We start from the raw sequence: 15542 nt of genomic DNA on the forward strand, positions 1-15542 counted from the left end.
CCGTTTCACACATACTACATATTCGCCTTAAGACCTACATTCTCCTGCAAGTCCGACAAAACTTTTGTCAAACTTTGTAGAAATCGCTCCCGATCCTCGGAAGTAAAAGGTTTCGGCCCTTTGGAATGCTTTCCGGCCCTGCGGCGCTTCGCCTGCTCGTGCCGGCGGTCCAGCAAAAAATCGATGGTCCGATCGGAAAAAATTTGCCCTCTGGGAGAGAGCACCGTCGCCTTCTTCCCGAGCCCGATAGCCGCCAGGCCGAAATCCTGCGTCACAAGAATATCCCCTGCGGCGATTCGATTGGATATGTACAAGTCCACCGCCTGATCGGAGCGGTCCACCTGCACAACCTCCACCTCTTCCGGCACGGTCAGCCGATGATCAAAAGAAGCCACCATCATCACGCGAACATGAAACATGGCGGCTGCTTGCACAATTTCGGCTTTTACGGGACAGGCATCGGCATCGACAATAATTTTCGGGTTCATCACTTCCCACCGATCCACGAAGTCAGTTCTACCGTAATATTATATACGCTGGAGAAATAAAAAATCCTGCTTGCTGTTACGAAAAAACGAAGGAACGCGGAGAAGTGCGGTTATTTGCTGCGAAAACGGTCCAAAATAAGACTCGCCGTTTCCTCCACGGCTTTATTCGATACGTCGATAATCGTGCAGCCGATGCGGGACATTACTTTGCCGGCGAATTCGAGCTCGTAAGAGATCCGATCGACGTTGGCATAGCTGGCATTGCCGGGAAGACCGAGCATTTTCAGCCGTTCGGTCCGGATCATATTCAGCTTAACGGGGTTGATCGTGAGGCCGATAATTTTGTCTTTGCTTACGGTGAACAGCTGGTCCGGAGGCTGGATTTCCGGCACAAGAGGGACGTTCGCGACCTTGAATTTTTTGTGGGCGAGGTACATCGACAGCGGGGTTTTGGACGTCCGGGAAACGCCGACCAGCACGATGTCCGCCTGTAAAATGCCGGTAAAATCGCGGCCATCGTCATATTTGACGGCAAACTCGACGGCTTCGACCTTTTTGAAGTAATCCTCGTCCAGAGGATGAATCATGCCCGGCTGGTGGCGCGCTTCCTGCCCGAACGCTCCTTCCAGCGTTTGCAGCAGCGGACCCATCAGGTCGATCGTCTTGATTTGCAGCTGCCTTGCTTGAGCGATCAAATAGTCGCGCAGATCGGGAACGACAAGCGTGAAAACGACGATGCCGTTTTCCCTGGCTGCAGATTTAAGCAGATGGTCGACCGTGCTGCGGTCGTGGATGTAAGCCATCCGGCGCATATCGACCGTGTTTGGATAAAACTGGATGGCGGCCGCCTTGACGACCGCTTCCCCCGTTTCCCCTGCGGAATCGGAGGCTACGAAAATAACGAGCTTGCGCTTGGTCAATTTCGGTTTAACCACCCTTCGTTGACTATACTGTAGTATATGTTTGAAATCCCCGGTTCAGATGCCGTACTTTTCCATTTGCTCCAGAAAGTTTCGCGATTTGAGCTGAAGCCCGATATGGGTATCCAAATAAGCGCGGATTAACGTTTTCAACTGCAGCTTCGTTTGCTCCTTGACATCGGTTTGCCCGAGCCGGCGTATATCCAGCTTTTCAAAAAGACGAAGCAGCTTGAGAAGTCCCCCGGAAAGCACATGTGCTCTCGCATCTTTCGCTTTGCAGCGCCCGCATAAAATTCCGCCCATGGAAACGCTAAAAACCATCTCTCCGGATGGTTCGCCGCACGATACGCATTGCATCAGCTCCGGCGAGTAGCCGGCAAACGCAAGCATTTTCATTTCATAAATATGTACGAGAATATCGGCGTCCTTGCCTTCCGCCATCGACTGGAAAGCCGCCTTCAGCTGCTCGAACAAAAAGCCGTGAGCCTCCTGATCCTCCAGCATCCGGTCGGTCAATTCCGTCAAATAGGAGCAATAAGCCGCAAGCTTCAGCTCCTCCCGGAGCGTATGGAAAGAATCGATGATTTCCGCATCGTTCAGCGTCCCCATCGACCCGCCTTTGAAAAACGTATAATAGCCGTGCGTAAAAGGCTGAACCGCCGCAGCATGGCGGCTCTTTACCTTTTTGGCGCCGCGGGCCATCACGCTCACCTTGCCGACCTCTTTGCTGAAAAGCGTGATGATCTTGTTCCCCTCGCCGTAATCCATGCTGCGGATTACAATCCCCTCTACCCGATAAATCATCCTATAGACTCCCTCAAGTATGACAACTAAAAATTATATGACGAGTTCGCTGGAATCTTCCCCCGGTTCTTCCTCCTGCTCCTCGTCCTCCAAGCGCACGTCTGCGATTTGCCTGTACAAAAGGTACGCATCGACATCTCCAGTCATTGTAAAATACTTCCACGAAAAATCTCTCATGAGTATCATCCTCTCTGGGAATAATGACTGTTTCTGTGACAGTTATTAGGATGTACGGGCAGGAGAGAAGTATTCGAAGCAATAACTGGATAAGACCCCCAAAAGTGACGGGAACCTTCGCCGCCTATTCCGGGTACGACGGTTATTCCTCGCGGAAGCCGAGATCCTTGAGGACGCGTTCCTGGTTGCGCCAGTCTTTTTTGACCTTGACCCAAAGCTCGAGAAACGTTTTGGAGCCGAGCAGCGCCTCGATATCGTGACGTGCTCTTTTGCCCACTTCCTTAAGCAGCGCGCCTTGTTTGCCGATGATGATCCCTTTCTGGGAGTCACGCTCTACATAAATGACCGCGGAAATATGGACAACACCGTTTTCCGCAACCTTCATGTCCTCGATGGCAACCGCAATGGAATGCGGGATCTCCTCCCGGGTCAGATGCAAAATTTTCTCGCGGATCAGCTCGGCGCAAACAAACTGCTCCGGATGGTCCGTCACCTGGTCGGCCGGGTAATACTGCGGACCTTCGCTTAAATATTTGATCACCTGGTCCAGCAAAGTATTCACATTGTTGCCCAGCTTGGAAGAAATCGGCACGATTTCCGCAAACTCGTACAGCTCCTTATACTGCACAATGATCGGAAGAAGCTGCTCCGGCTGTACCTGGTCGATTTTATTCAGCACCAAAATAACCGGCGTTGTTACTTTTTTAAGCTGCTCGATAATAAAACGGTCGCCGCCGCCGAGCCCCTCCGCTACATCGACGAGAAACATGATCACGTCAACTTCGTTTAAGGAGCTGTGCGCGACCTTCATCATATGCTCGCCCAGCTTCGACGTCGGTTTATGGATGCCGGGCGTATCGAGGAATACGATCTGTGCGCCTTCGGTCGTATAAACGCCGTGAATTTTATTGCGGGTCGTCTGCGGCTTGTCCGACATGATCGCGATTTTTTGTCCGATCACCTGATTCATCAGCGTCGATTTGCCGACGTTCGGTCTGCCGATGATGGCGACGAACCCCGATTTGAATGCGGTTTTGTTGGTCATGCAATATCCTCCATATTGGCGGGTGGCCTGCACCCGTTACAAATCGTTTTCGGTAAAAGCGCCCGGCAGCAATGCGGCGACGGTCGTTTCTTCCACATTGCCGTTCAGATTGGACAGCAGCACCGGCATATCGGGCGCACAAAGCTCCACCAGCACTTGGCGGCATACGCCGCACGGGGTGATCGGGCGCTTCGTATCGCCGACCACGGCGATCGCCTGGAACGTCCGCCGCGGCTCCCCGTCGGCAATCGCCCGGAACAGTGCGGTACGCTCCGCGCAGTTGGTCGGCCCGTAAGCTGCATTTTCCACATTGCAGCCCATATGTATGCGTCCGTGCCGGTCCAGCAGCGCCGCGCCGACTTTAAAACGGGAATAAGGCACGTAGGCCCTCTCCCTTGCTTCCTTCGCTTTTTCGATCAGTTCTTCTTTAATCATTTTTACTCCCCTTTCCTGGAATTGTGGTGAGAAAGCGGAGTCGACGGAATCGTGCTGGAGAAGCGTTAGCGGTCGCCTTTGTGAGCAGATTTCTACCGCCGAAGGTGGTTTAAATCAAGAAATCTGCGAACAAGAGCGATTGGAGGCACGATCCGAAGCGCAGCGTCAATTTCACCACAATTTCCCTCTCCCTCTATTGAAGCAGCAATCCGGCGAGCAGCGAAATCCCCGAGCCGATGACGGCGCCAAGCAAAAGGGACGGGAAAGATCGGCTTTTTTTATCATATAAAATAAGCATAACCAAAAACGACAAACTGTAGGCAAGCAGTACGACATAGGCGATCGTCGACATGAAGCCGATCACGGTCGATACCGCAAACGCCACGGCAGTCAGCAGGCTAGGCTGAACGAGCCGCCCTTTGTCCGAAAACCGCGTCTCAATGACGATCACGGTCAAAGCGACCAGCGACAGCAGCACCCAGATCGTCCCCGCCGTCACGGGCTGATGCTGCAGCTGCTTGGCTTGCCGAAACAAGCCGTCTATCGGCTCGTAAAATACGATCATCCCCGCTACAGCGGCAAAAACCGCAGAAACCAATACGGAAGCTGCGGCGACGTCTTTTGCTATTTTGGCAAGCGGATGGCGGTCCGGCATCGCCAGATCGACCGCCTTCTCGATGGCCGTGTTGATAAGCTCCGTGACGATCATCATCGTGACGGCGAGCAGGATAAACAGCACCTCGACCTTGCTGAGACGAAAATATAATGCCGATAAAAGGACGACAAACGCTGCGAAAAAGTGAAACTTCAAATTGCGCTGAGTCGAAAGCGCGTATTTGATCCCCTCGTACGCATAACGAAAGCTTCGCCGCCATTTTTCCGGATGTTTCAACGCGTCAGCCCCGCCTTTTCCAATATTGCTTCCTGCTTGCCGAACATCTCTTTCTCCTGCTCCTCGTCCTGATGGTCGTACCCGATCAGATGGAGAAACCCGTGCACGAACAGAAAACCGAGCTCTCTCTCGAAGGAGTGTCCGTATTCTTCGGCTTGCGCGATCGCCCGGGGTACGGAAATGATAATATCTCCGAGCGGCTCGACGAACTCTTCAAGCGCTTCCGACTCATCGCCCTCATCGCCGCCGAAAGCTTCCGCTTCTTCGTACAGGATTTCGAGCTCGTCCTCTCCTTTCTCCTGCATCGCAAACGACAGCACGTCGGTCGGCTTGTCGATCCCGCGGTATTCCTTGTTCAACTGGTGAATCGTCTCGTCGTCGACAAGCGTCAGAGCAACCTCGCCATCCTCTATCCCTTCCGCTTCTCCCGCCAGCTGCAGCAGCTGCTTCAGCCGGACGATCAGGGTGTCCGGGATTTCATGAGCGTCCTGCTCATTGTTCCACTCCAAAGTTAAGCTCATGTAAGTTCTCCCTTGGCGGTTGTTTTTTGCTGCGGCACTTCGCTCGGGTATTCGATCCGCGAGTGGAAGATGCCGAGCAGCGTTTCATTCAGCGTTTTCGCGATCTGGTCAAGCTCCTTGAGCGTCAGGTCGCATTCGTTGAACTGGCCGTCATCCAGCCGGTTTTTGATGATTTTGCGCACCATCGAGTCGATCTGCTCGACCGTCGGGTTGCGCAGCGAGCGGACGGCCGCTTCTATGCAGTCGGCAATGCCGACGATGGCGGCTTCCTTCGACTGCGCCTTCGGGCCGGGATAGCGGAAATCCTCTTCCAGCACTTCCTTGCCCTCTCCGGCTTCCTCCGCCTGCTTTTTCGCCTTATGATAAAAATACTGCAGCAGCGTCGTTCCGTGATGCTGCTCGGCAATGTCCCGCAGCGATTTCGGCATGTTGTATTCCTTGAGCATCTCGACGCCGTCACGGGCATGCGCGATGATAATCGACTTGCTGAGCGCCGGGTCGATCCGATCGTGCGGATTTTCGATGTTCGTCTGATTTTCGATAAAATAGTTCGGCCGCTTCGTCTTGCCGATGTCGTGATAATACGAGCCGACGCGGCACAGCAGCCCGTCCGCGCCGATCGCCTCGGCCGCCGCTTCCGCCAGATTGCCCACCATCACGCTGTGATGGTACGTTCCCGGCGTTTCGGTCAGCAGCTTGCGCAGCAGCGGATGGTTCGGATTCGACAGCTCGACGAGCTTGAGCGGCGACAAGATGCCGAAGGCGATTTCGAAAAACGGCAGCAGTCCGATCACGAATACGGAGGTGATGATTCCGCCGGCAACCGCGAAGGAAAGCGCGAATATCGCGTCTTTTTTCGTAAAATGATCGTCCAGCAGCAGCAAGGAGGCAATCGCCAGCAGCCCGAACAAGGAAACCATCATCCCGGCGCGCAGGATTGTGAGCCGCTGGCTCGCTCTTTGGATCGAAAACATCGCGGCCAAGGAAGTGACGAGCGTCACAAGCCCATACCGGTAATCGAACAGCTGCGAGTGGTCGACGTTGTAAATGACGCTGGCAAGCGCGCTAAAAATGACCGAAGAGATAAAAGCGATGTTCTCTTCCAGCAAAATCGTAATCAACATCGCCCCGAGCGCCGTCGGTGCAAGAAAACCGATGTACGGGTAATCAAGGCTTTGTCCGAGCGTAATGATGCGCATTCCGGCGATGTTGATAATAAAAATGAGCAGCAGCATGATCAACTGCGAATTGTTATGATTGATCGGCAGCCGACTCTGTCTGACGAACATGTACAGCGCGCCGGAAAACAACGAAACAAGCAGCAAAAGCCCTATCTGAGGGGCGTAATTGGAATCTTCCTTCAGCAAATCGAGAGATTTCAGCTTCTGGTACAGCTCTTCGGTGATCGGCTCGCCTTTTTTGACGAGCACTTCGTTTTTATCGATCATGACAGGCTTGACGTTATCCCGGGCGTGTCCCTTCGCTTCGTCCGTTCCTTTCTGATCGAAAAACTTGTTCGGCGTAATCGAAAAGCGGATGATTTCCTGCACCAGCTCGCGGTTCACGCTTTTGGTCAGCGTCGAGGCGTTGACGAGCTCGGCCGTTTTGGCCCAAGCCGTTTGTGCGTCCAGCAGTTGATCGTTCATCAGCCGTCTGACAATGTCGATGGCTACCGGCTCCATCGTCGCCAAATCCTCTGCGGTAAGCCGGGGCAGCTTGTAAAAAGCCTCCTCGGGAATGCGGTACTCCTGCTCCCGCAGCTTCTTGCGGATTTCCTGCAGCAGTGCGTCCGCATACTGACCGCTGCCGGCAAGCGATCTCAGCTGCTTTTCCTCAAAATCGGTCTTGATCGTCGGCAGAATGGTGCGGTAAATGTTGACCTTGTCCGCAGGAGTCACTTCCGCGTCCCCGTTCAGCTGCGTCAGCTTTTCGAATATCGCTTCGATCAGCCCTTCGTTTTTCAAGGACACGATCTGGTACACCGGCTGCACCTTCTGGGCCGCTTCCTCCTTCGCCTTCTCGGTCGCCACCGCGTCCGGAATCGGCCCCGGAGCCAAAATATCCTTTTCGTTGATCGAGCCGAGCCGGATATCGTAAGTTTCCGGAACGACCTTATGCATCAACGCGAAATATAAAAGCAGAGTAAGCGCAAAAAAGAGCAGAAAACGGATGCCTGCACTGTATTTCCAACCAATTAGCCTGTATTGAAATTTTCCTTGGATGGAAACCTGGTTCTTGATCATGAAACTCAGCCCTTTCCAGCCCTTTCCACGGAACCTGTCGAGCTATTTTTCCTTATCCTCATTATAAGCGACAATGATCTTTTGAACCAACGAATGTCTGACGACGTCTTCCTCGGCAAATGTAATGAAACCGATCTCCTCGATATTGCGCAAAATGCGCCGGGCCTCCACAAGGCCGGACGATTTGCCCCGGGGCAAATCGATTTGCGTCACGTCCCCGGTAATAACCATCTTCGAACCGAAACCGAGCCGCGTCAAAAACATCTTCATCTGCTCCGGCGTCGTATTTTGCGCCTCGTCCAAAATAATGAACGAGTCGTCAAGCGTGCGGCCCCTCATATAGGCGAGCGGCGCTATTTCAATAAGGCCTCGCTCGAGAGACTTGACGACATGTTCGGGACCGAGCACATCATTAAGTGCATCATACAACGGCCGCAAATACGGGTCAACCTTCTCCTGCAAATCGCCGGGCAAAAATCCGAGGCTTTCGCCCGCTTCGACGGCCGGCCGGGTCAGCACGATCCGCTTAACCTTGCCTTCCTTAAGCGCCGCAACGGCGAGAACGACGGCCAAATACGTCTTGCCGGTGCCGGCCGGCCCGATCCCGAACACGATGTCTTTTTTCCGGATAGCGGTAATATATTGCTTCTGGCCGATCGTTTTGACGCGAATCGGCTTGCCTTTGTACGTGGTCGTAATTTCCCCTTTGAACAAGTCGAGGAGCTGGTCCGCCTTCATTTGCTTGGCCAATTCGACCGCATAATGGACGTCCCGTTCGTTTAAGGTATAATTGTTTCGGATCAATTGAAGGAGAACCTCGAATAATTGCTGCAGCGCGGATACTTGCTCCGCATCGCCCTGAATGACAATTTCCTCTTCGCGGGTAAAGATTTGCGCCTTGATTTCATTTTCGATCAAATGAAGAAATTTATCCTGCGGCCCGAACAAAGCGAGCCCTTCCGCCGTATTTTTCAGCGCAATTTTCACGATGTTTGCATTGTCGATCAACAGGCCTCATTCTCCTTATCTTTTGCTTAGGCTACTCCGGCACGATTCCGTCCACTTCGCTAATTTTCGCCGCACTCACTGGTCACGGGACGATAGGCAGCTCTTCCATGATGTACTCTTCGACTTCCAGATGTACTTCCATATAAACTTTACCATTCTCCGCCTTTTCATGCAAAATTTTTTCGCTGACGACCTTCGCATCCGGCCCGGCGGCGGCGACAATTTCCGACCTGGCCTGCTCCAGTCCGATTTTTTTCGCCTCCTGCGGATCGATCGGCTGCTCTATCATATTCACTTCCATTACGCGTTCGTTCATCCAGCCGATAGGCAGCGTCCAGCTGCGCCACTGCAGCTGGTGAAGCTCGGGTACCGTTTCGAACCGCTCGAAGGGCACTTTGCCGTAGCCCGTCACCTGCAAGCCGCGGGAGCCGAAAACGAGATAAAACCGCTTCTTCACGTCCCCGGTGTACACTTTATACTCCTGCGTCAAAGGGACCTCCACCTTCGGCGTATACCAAACGATTCCTTTCACTTTCCCGCTCGCCACCACCGTCTGCTGATGCTGCTCGTCCCCAATAATGCCGGAAATAAGGATGTCCCCTTTGCGGACATACGTATTGGCTTTCACGAGAGGTTTCCCCTTCTCCGCGAAAATGCTCGTCACCAGCGCGTTTTTGCTCGCCACCATATGCCTCGGGCTGCTGAGCGGCTTTTGCTCCGGCAGCTTCGACTCCACCACCTTGATGACCACGTGCGTGCCGCGGACTTCGACTCCGACCCAGGCGGTGCCGGGCAAAGCCGTTTGCAGCTGGCGAGCCAGCATTTCCGGGTCCTTCAGGCGGAATTTCCACTGCAGCTCGTAAATTCCTTGCTGCTTCGCCGCTTCGAGAATGCGGCTTGTCTCGATCGTATCGTTGCCCTCCACCTGAACGCGCCAAATGATCGAAGAAAGCACATAAATGCCGATGACGAAACCGATCAGCCCGGCGGCGAAAAATTTACGTTTCCACAGTTTGTCCATCATGAAAGGAAACCCGTGCCGCTCCTTGGTGCGGATGCGGGAGCCTGTCTCCTTCAGCAGCGGGCGCAGCCGGAAAAAATCTTTCAGCCCGATGTACAGCCGCACGGCGGTCTCGTCCGAAAATCGGATATCCCAAAGCTGAAACCCTTTCTGCACCATCAAATTGATGAGCCTCTCCAGCTGGCGTCCCTTGATTTCAACCAGCACATAACCTCTCCACTTGGCAAAAAACGACGATTTCACGGCTTCTCCCCCGCTTCTTACGGATGATATTTAATATCGTGGATGACGCCCTCGATGAACACTTCCTCGCTTAAAATGGCCCGGATGGCAAGCTGTTTCCCGAACACCTCGAGCTGACCCTTGGACAACGCCAGCTTCAAATGCTCGCTGGAAAAATGAAGGACGCCGCGATGGTTTTCGATGTATACCTGCACATTGCCTACCATCGTGATGCGCGGCAGATCCATGACCACGTCCTGAGGCAGGTCTAGCAGTTTTGCGGTAAAGTTGTTGATTTTCTTCGACAAGCTGCGCATGAACTGTAAACCCTCCTGAGTGAACGGATTTGACGGCGTGCCGTTTTGACATAGGGCAAAACGGCGGCCTGAAGGCGGTCAAATACCTGCTATACCGGCTATTTACACCATATGCGGCGGCGGCTGCAATTATGAAGACTGTGCTTCTCAAGCGAGCAAAGCGCCATTTTTTCCAAAAAAAGAGTTGACAATCGAAGTGTACTAATCGTATAGTACACACCATGAGGTGTATGAACCACGTAGTACATACACTTGCCAATCCAGCGACCTAGGAGATGGGCTGATGAAGGTGATATTCAATAACCGGGATCCGGTTTATTTGCAGGTGGTCCGGTATTTCAAGCAGGAAATCGCCACCGGCAGGCTGCAGGCAGGCCAAGAGATCCCGTCGCGGCGCGAGCTGGCGGGACTTCTCGAAATTAACCCGAATACCGCGCAGAAGGCTTACAAGGAAATGGAGGAACAAGGATTGATTCGTACGGAAGGCAATTCCCCAAGCCGCATTACGACGGACCGGAGCGTGCTCAGTTCGATCCGTGAGGAGCTCATTTTGGAGGCGGTCCATACGTTCGTTTCGCAGGTTAAAACTATCGATGTCCCTTTGGACGAGCTGCTGCAAATAGTGAAAGAAACTTATACGGCAGAGCGGGCCAAGGAACAGGGGGAACCATGATGATTCAAGTAACGGGATTGACGAAAAAATACGGGCGGAAAAAAGTGCTGAACGGCGTCAGCTTTACCGCGGAGAAAGGGCAAATAACATGCCTGATCGGCATTAACGGCGTCGGCAAATCGACGATCATGAAGGCGATCATGGGGCTTACCCCGATACAAGGCGGTCAAATTTCGATCGACGGTCAACCGGTCGACAAACGCATTTACGAAAAGGTGGCCTTTATTCCGGATACGATTACGATGCCGCCGCAGATGACGGTAGGCGAAGCGCTTCTTTTTATGAGCGATTTTTACGACAAATGGAACGAAAAACGGGCCGAGGAGCTTCTCGCCTTTTTCAAGCTGAACCGCACCGATCGGATCTCGGAGCTGTCGAAGGGGAACGCCGCCAAAGCGAACATGCTGCTCGGGCTCGCCATGGATGTGGATTATTTGCTGATGGACGAACCGTTCTCGGGCATTGACATGTTCAGCCGCGAGCAGATCGCCAAGGTGTTCACAAGCCATCTCATCGAAGACCGCGGCGTGCTGATCACGACCCACGAGATCCAGGATATCGAGCATTTGATCGACAAGGCGGTGCTGTTGGATCAAGGAAGCGTGCTGAAGGAATTCCAGACGGAGGACCTTCGCCTGTCCGAAGGAAAATCCGTCGTAGACGTCATGAGAGAGGTGTATATGGGATGAGCCGTTATTTCAAGCTGCTCCATTATGAGTTGTTTCGCGTCCGGAAAATTTATCTCGCTTTGTTCGCCGTCATTTTGATTTTACAGCTTGCGGGAATGTATTTGTATGCCCATTCTTATTTATCCATGGCCGGCGAAACGATGCGTGCAGAGTCGCTCAGCGCGGCTCAGTACATCGCCAAATACAGACCGACGAGCTTCTACAGCTATACGGTGAACAGCGCTTTGTTTTCGGGAGCGATTGCGCTCGCGGCCTCGGTACTGCTCATTTACGTGTTTCTGATCTGGTACCGGGACTGGCTCGGCAAAAATATGTTCATTTATCGGCTGCTCATGATCCCGGCATCCCGAATGAGCGTGTACTTAGCCAAACTGAGCGCGATTTTGCTTATGGTTTTGGGGCTCGTGGCGTTCGAGCTGCTGGTTGTTCCGGTGCAAAATGCCGCGTTCAACGCACTCGTTCCTTCCGAACTCAGATATTCGAATACGGTGGCCGACATCGTGGCCTCGCATACCTATTTGCAAATAGTGATGCCGGTCCGGTTTGTGGACTTTATCGTGTATTATGCGGCGGGAGCCGCCGGCGTTGTTATCATTTTTACGGCAATACTTATCGAACGATGTTTTCGGATCAAAGGAGCGGTCGGCGCCATCGCGTACGGCGCCATCGCGGTAGTCGTCTTTATTTTGCCGGTGTTTATGGCGGAGGAACTGTTTCCGGCTCACTTTTACCCGCAGGAAATAGTTTGGATGGAAGCGGCGCTCGGCACCTTAATTGCCTGTGGTTCGCTCGCGCTAAGCGCTTATTTGCTTAAAAATAAAGTAACGGTCTAGGAGGCTTCCGAAATGAAGCGATATTGGTTTTCCTTCTTGTTTGTTCCTTTAATCTTGGCAGGGGTCGGCTCCTATTATATTCAGGCGGCGGCGAATCCTTTGCCCGAGTTCGTGCTGCAGCGGCAATCGGGCGACAGCGGCATAACCTCGAACGTAGTCCTGCAGGGCAACTTCGGAAATAACCCCGAGTTCACCGAAAGTGTCTCGATTGATGCCCAAGGGAGTGAGTATCGCAGAGATACGACTTTATTTGGAAAGCTGACCCGCAGCTGGTACGTCCCGGAAATGCGTAAACTGGTCAAAGATTATCCCGGGTTCATGCGGGGCAAGCTGAACGTTCGCTCTCTTTATGAGGATGAGAAACGGCTCGCTTATGTCGACGTGAATAGCGAAGGTCCCGCGGACTCTCCGGACTATACGTTCGATGTCTCCGTATTGGATAAATCAACGAAGCAAACGGTCACTTACAAAACTGCCGTGCCTGGCGGTAAACAATACCGAGTCCTCATTGTTCACGATGTACAGGCAGCGGACGAGAACCTGAAGGTGCTGACCGCCAATTACGCTGCACACGGCGAGCCGGAGCTTCATCTTTACACGCTCGGTTTGCAAAGCGGAAAAGAACCGACGGACCAACTGCTGACGTACGATGTTCCGGTTCCTTCGGAGAGCGAAGCGTCCTTGCAAACGAATTATATGTCCGACGACGTAAAGCCTTCCCCCTACTCTCTGCTCTACGTCTCGCTGTCGAAGACGGTTAAATCGGGCGGCAGCTACGTCTCGGAAGAAACGGGAGGACGATTGCTTGTCTTTAATATAACGAACGGACAGGAAGTGAAAATAAACTCGAAAGAAATCGACGATTTGCTAAGCGGCGGCCGCAGCAATTATATGGACATGATGCTCGCGGGCGAATGGCTCACTCTTGTCAAGAGAACGGATGAAGGAATCCGGACGGTCCGATACAACATCAAAAGCGGACAATCCTCCGGGCAGCTTTTTTCTCCGGTAACCAACCCGTGGACCATTGCCGTGAAAGATCATTTTATGTATGTGGTAACCGGCTCCAAGCCAAAAGGCGACTCCGCGCCCCTCTTGACGGTCGTCGATCTCGCCTCGGGAAACACGGTATATCAGGGAATCGTCGGTTTGCGGGAAAACGACCGGCATTCGGCGGAAATTGTCAACAACCTGAACGTTTATGGTTTGACCTTCCAATAAGCCGCGAGGAGATTCCGCTATGGACCCGCACAAAGTGGCAGCCGTATTGAAAGAGTATGAGGTCTATATATACCGAATCGCACATTATTTGCTGCAGAAAGAAAGCAGTGCGATCGCGGCGGCGGAAAATACGCTGCTCGAGCTGGCGCAAACGCCCTTCTTCCTCACGGGCTGCGAGGCGGAACGGAAAAGGCGGGCGAAGATGACCGCGATCAAACATGCGCTGTCGTTGGCCAAGCATACTGCCGGGCGGAAATAAATATATTATGCAAAAGAGCAGCCGGGAGGGTCAAACATCCCAGGATGATCATTTTAAACGAGAACAAATCCCCCAAAAGCAAGAGTGAACCTTGCCGCCTATTCCTGGTACTTTTGGGGAGCCCACGGTTGTCCGCAAAAATCAGCCATGCATAATTTCCTATGTAAAAAAAGTGCGCCCCCGGAAATTTCGGGGGCACACTTATTAAAGATTAGGTATTTCGTTGTTTAAAAGGCTTTTTGGCGCGCGGCGGACCGAGCACTTCCGCCCACAGCACGCCCTGCAGCAGCTGCCGCTTGGCGCTGCCGTCTTCCGCGAGCAGCGGCGGCAGAGCTTCGCCCGCCTCGCTGCCGCGAGTTTTCGGCGCCGCAGCGGGCGGCCGCCGCTCCGGCGCCGAAGCCGGCACCGGGGGCATCGCCGCGCCGCGCGGCTCTGCCGTTGCGGCTGCCGGCGCGGGCGCGCTCGCGGCCGGGCGCGCAGCGGTGCCGGGCGCAGCCGCCGGTCCTGCCGCGCGGCCGCTCTGCGCCGGCGGCTTGGCGGCGGCGGGCTTCGCCGGCCGGCCAAGCGGCGCACCGCCGCCAAACGGCGGCATCGCCCCGCGCGGCGGCTTCGGCTCGCCGCCGGATGCCGCCTGGCGTTTGGCGCGGATCATCGTATAGACGATATAGGCAATGAACAGCAAATACCAATGTTTAAACAGCAGTTCAATCAGGTTCATCGGCGCCCTCCCCTAGCTGAAGAAAACCGGCTTCCGCTTGCGGTCATCCGCCTCATTCCTTCTCATTTTTGTTCGGATCGGCCGCTTTGCCGAGCGAAGCGCGCATTTGCGTATCCGCGTCGATGTTTTTCAGATTCATGTAGTCCATGACCCCCATTTTACCTTCGCGAAGCGCTTCGGCCATCGCCAGCGGCAGCTGCGATTCGGCTTCGACCACCTTCGCCCTCATCTCGACGACGCGCGCGTTCATTTCCTGCTCCTGCGCGACCGCCATAGCCCGGCGTTCCTCCGCTTTCGCCTGCGCGATGCGTTTATCCGCCTCCGCCTGCTCCGTCTGCAGGTGGGCGCCGATGTTTTTGCCGACATCGACATCGGCAATATCGATGGACAAAATTTCGAACGCCGTCCCCGCATCGAGCCCTTTATCTAACACGGTACGCGAAATCTTATCCGGATTTTCCAGCACTTCCTTATGCGATCCCGAAGAACCTACCGTCGTGACAATCCCTTCCCCGACGCGGGCAATGATCGTTTCCTCGCCGGCACCGCCGACGAGACGGTCGATGTTGGCGCGTACCGTGACGCGCGCAATGACCTTCACTTCGATGCCGTCCTTGGCAACGGCGGAAACGGTAGGCGTCTCGATGACGCGCGGGTTGACGCTCATCTGCACCGCCTGCAAAACGTCGCGTCCCGCGAGATCGATGGCGGCTGCGCGCTCGAACGGCAGCTCGATATTGGCCCGGTGGGCCGCAATCAGCGCGTTGACGACGCGATCGACATTGCCGCCCGCCAAAAAGTGGCTTTCCAACTGGTTGATCGACAGGGTAATTCCGGCTTTCGTCGCCTTAATGAGCGGATTGACGATCCGACTCGGAACGACGCGGCGCAGTCTCATCGCCACCAGCGTAAAAATGCCCACATACACTCCGGAAGCGAGCGCGGAAATCCACAGCATTACCGGAACGAAGCTGAAAAAGACGGATAACGCGATAATCGCCAGCACTCCGAGAAGAAGCATATAAACGAGAGAATCCATAGGTAACCTCCTGATAT

19 protein-coding genes are annotated in these 15542 nt (G+C 54.0%); 5 read left to right on the plus strand and 14 right to left on the minus strand.

Annotated elements, in window-relative coordinates:
• Positions 1–14 precede the first annotated feature (14 nt).
• From MYS68_RS15160 to yqfC, 12 genes are all read right to left on the minus strand, one after another.
• Complete coding sequence (locus MYS68_RS15160; protein ID WP_248926648.1) at positions 15–488, minus strand: YaiI/YqxD family protein; 474 nt, start codon at positions 486–488, stop codon at positions 15–17.
• A 110-nt stretch (positions 489–598) separates the two neighbouring features.
• Positions 599–1408 (minus strand): pyruvate, water dikinase regulatory protein, encoded by an 810-nt coding sequence (locus MYS68_RS15165; RefSeq protein WP_248926649.1) that lies wholly within the window; start codon positions 1406–1408, stop codon positions 599–601.
• Between the two features lie 57 nt (positions 1409–1465).
• Positions 1466–2212: a DNA repair protein RecO gene (recO, locus tag MYS68_RS15170; protein WP_248926650.1), complete on the minus strand. Its 747-nt coding sequence runs from the start codon at positions 2210–2212 to the stop codon at positions 1466–1468.
• A gap of 33 nt (positions 2213–2245) precedes the next feature.
• A complete protein-coding gene (locus tag MYS68_RS15175) occupies positions 2246–2389 on the minus strand; it encodes a YqzL family protein (protein ID WP_248926651.1) in 144 nt (47 codons plus the stop codon).
• A 142-nt stretch (positions 2390–2531) separates the two neighbouring features.
• Entirely contained in the window at positions 2532–3434 is a 903-nt protein-coding gene (gene era / locus MYS68_RS15180; RefSeq protein WP_248926652.1) for a GTPase Era, read from the minus strand.
• A 36-nt stretch (positions 3435–3470) separates the two neighbouring features.
• Positions 3471–3959, minus strand: a complete 489-nt coding sequence (locus MYS68_RS15185) for a cytidine deaminase (protein WP_420852225.1) — start codon at positions 3957–3959, stop codon at positions 3471–3473.
• 103 nt (positions 3960–4062) lie between these two features.
• Positions 4063–4761, minus strand: coding sequence for a diacylglycerol kinase (locus MYS68_RS15190; protein WP_248926653.1), 699 nt, complete (start codon positions 4759–4761; stop codon positions 4063–4065).
• Entirely contained in the window at positions 4758–5282 is a 525-nt protein-coding gene (ybeY, locus tag MYS68_RS15195) for an rRNA maturation RNase YbeY (protein WP_248926654.1), read from the minus strand. The genes MYS68_RS15190 and ybeY overlap by 4 nt, the downstream gene beginning before the upstream one ends.
• On the minus strand, positions 5279–7525 hold the full coding sequence (locus MYS68_RS15200; protein WP_248926655.1) for an HD family phosphohydrolase: 2247 nt from the start codon (positions 7523–7525) through the stop codon (positions 5279–5281). Before MYS68_RS15200 ends, ybeY begins: the two co-directional genes overlap by 4 nt.
• Positions 7526–7567: 42 nt before the next feature.
• Entirely contained in the window at positions 7568–8530 is a 963-nt protein-coding gene (locus tag MYS68_RS15205; protein WP_248930917.1) for a PhoH family protein, read from the minus strand.
• An 85-nt stretch (positions 8531–8615) separates the two neighbouring features.
• Positions 8616–9797, minus strand: a complete 1182-nt coding sequence (gene yqfD / locus MYS68_RS15210; RefSeq protein WP_248926656.1) for a sporulation protein YqfD — start codon at positions 9795–9797, stop codon at positions 8616–8618.
• Positions 9798–9814: 17 nt separating this feature from the next.
• Complete coding sequence (yqfC, locus tag MYS68_RS15215) at positions 9815–10093, minus strand: sporulation protein YqfC (protein WP_248926657.1); 279 nt, start codon at positions 10091–10093, stop codon at positions 9815–9817.
• A gap of 283 nt (positions 10094–10376) precedes the next feature.
• On the opposite strand from yqfC, the gene MYS68_RS15220 reads away from it, so the two are divergent.
• From MYS68_RS15220 to MYS68_RS15240, 5 genes are read left to right on the plus strand one after another with little or no spacing between them, the layout of a single operon-like run.
• Complete coding sequence (locus tag MYS68_RS15220) at positions 10377–10766, plus strand: GntR family transcriptional regulator (protein ID WP_248926658.1); 390 nt, start codon at positions 10377–10379, stop codon at positions 10764–10766.
• Positions 10766–11455 (plus strand): ABC transporter ATP-binding protein, encoded by a 690-nt coding sequence (locus tag MYS68_RS15225; RefSeq protein WP_248930918.1) that lies wholly within the window; start codon positions 10766–10768, stop codon positions 11453–11455. The genes MYS68_RS15220 and MYS68_RS15225 overlap by 1 nt, the downstream gene beginning before the upstream one ends.
• Positions 11452–12288: a hypothetical protein gene (locus MYS68_RS15230; RefSeq protein ID WP_248926659.1), complete on the plus strand. Its 837-nt coding sequence runs from the start codon at positions 11452–11454 to the stop codon at positions 12286–12288. Before MYS68_RS15225 ends, MYS68_RS15230 begins: the two co-directional genes overlap by 4 nt.
• Before the next feature lie 12 nt (positions 12289–12300).
• Positions 12301–13509: a hypothetical protein gene (locus tag MYS68_RS15235; protein WP_248926660.1), complete on the plus strand. Its 1209-nt coding sequence runs from the start codon at positions 12301–12303 to the stop codon at positions 13507–13509.
• A 19-nt stretch (positions 13510–13528) separates the two neighbouring features.
• Entirely contained in the window at positions 13529–13768 is a 240-nt protein-coding gene (locus MYS68_RS15240; RefSeq protein ID WP_248926661.1) for a hypothetical protein, read from the plus strand.
• Between the two features lie 211 nt (positions 13769–13979).
• Here the strand turns inward: MYS68_RS15240 and MYS68_RS15245 are convergent, their stop codons facing one another.
• Entirely contained in the window at positions 13980–14486 is a 507-nt protein-coding gene (locus MYS68_RS15245; RefSeq protein ID WP_248926662.1) for a hypothetical protein, read from the minus strand.
• Positions 14487–14538: 52 nt separating this feature from the next.
• Positions 14539–15525 (minus strand): flotillin-like protein FloA, encoded by a 987-nt coding sequence (gene floA / locus MYS68_RS15250; protein ID WP_248926663.1) that lies wholly within the window; start codon positions 15523–15525, stop codon positions 14539–14541.
• Positions 15526–15542 lie beyond the last annotated feature (17 nt).

Origin of the sequence: Paenibacillus hamazuiensis (assembly GCF_023276405.1) — a bacterium.
Taxonomy (GTDB): domain Bacteria; phylum Bacillota; class Bacilli; order Paenibacillales; family NBRC-103111; genus Paenibacillus_AF; species Paenibacillus_AF hamazuiensis.

Bases quoted from the DNA above. Each gene is read 5' to 3' on its own strand.
- MYS68_RS15245 (WP_248926662.1), bottom strand. From the start codon at position 14,486: ATGAACCTGATTGAACTGCTGTTTAAACATTGGTATTTGCTGTTCATT.
- ybeY (WP_248926654.1), bottom strand. From the start codon at position 5,282: ATGAGCTTAACTTTGGAGTGGAACAATGAGCAGGACGCTCATGAAATC.
- yqfC (WP_248926657.1), bottom strand. From the start codon at position 10,093: ATGCGCAGCTTGTCGAAGAAAATCAACAACTTTACCGCAAAACTGCTA.
- MYS68_RS15240 (WP_248926661.1), top strand. From the start codon at position 13,529: ATGGACCCGCACAAAGTGGCAGCCGTATTGAAAGAGTATGAGGTCTAT.
- MYS68_RS15235 (WP_248926660.1), top strand. From the start codon at position 12,301: ATGAAGCGATATTGGTTTTCCTTCTTGTTTGTTCCTTTAATCTTGGCA.
- MYS68_RS15230 (WP_248926659.1), top strand. From the start codon at position 11,452: ATGAGCCGTTATTTCAAGCTGCTCCATTATGAGTTGTTTCGCGTCCGG.
- recO (WP_248926650.1), bottom strand. From the start codon at position 2,212: ATGATTTATCGGGTAGAGGGGATTGTAATCCGCAGCATGGATTACGGC.
- MYS68_RS15220 (WP_248926658.1), top strand. From the start codon at position 10,377: ATGAAGGTGATATTCAATAACCGGGATCCGGTTTATTTGCAGGTGGTC.
- MYS68_RS15175 (WP_248926651.1), bottom strand. From the start codon at position 2,389: ATGAGAGATTTTTCGTGGAAGTATTTTACAATGACTGGAGATGTCGAT.
- MYS68_RS15200 (WP_248926655.1), bottom strand. From the start codon at position 7,525: ATGATCAAGAACCAGGTTTCCATCCAAGGAAAATTTCAATACAGGCTA.
- MYS68_RS15225 (WP_248930918.1), top strand. From the start codon at position 10,766: ATGATTCAAGTAACGGGATTGACGAAAAAATACGGGCGGAAAAAAGTG.
- era (WP_248926652.1), bottom strand. From the start codon at position 3,434: ATGACCAACAAAACCGCATTCAAATCGGGGTTCGTCGCCATCATCGGC.
- floA (WP_248926663.1), bottom strand. From the start codon at position 15,525: ATGGATTCTCTCGTTTATATGCTTCTTCTCGGAGTGCTGGCGATTATC.
- MYS68_RS15160 (WP_248926648.1), bottom strand. From the start codon at position 488: ATGAACCCGAAAATTATTGTCGATGCCGATGCCTGTCCCGTAAAAGCC.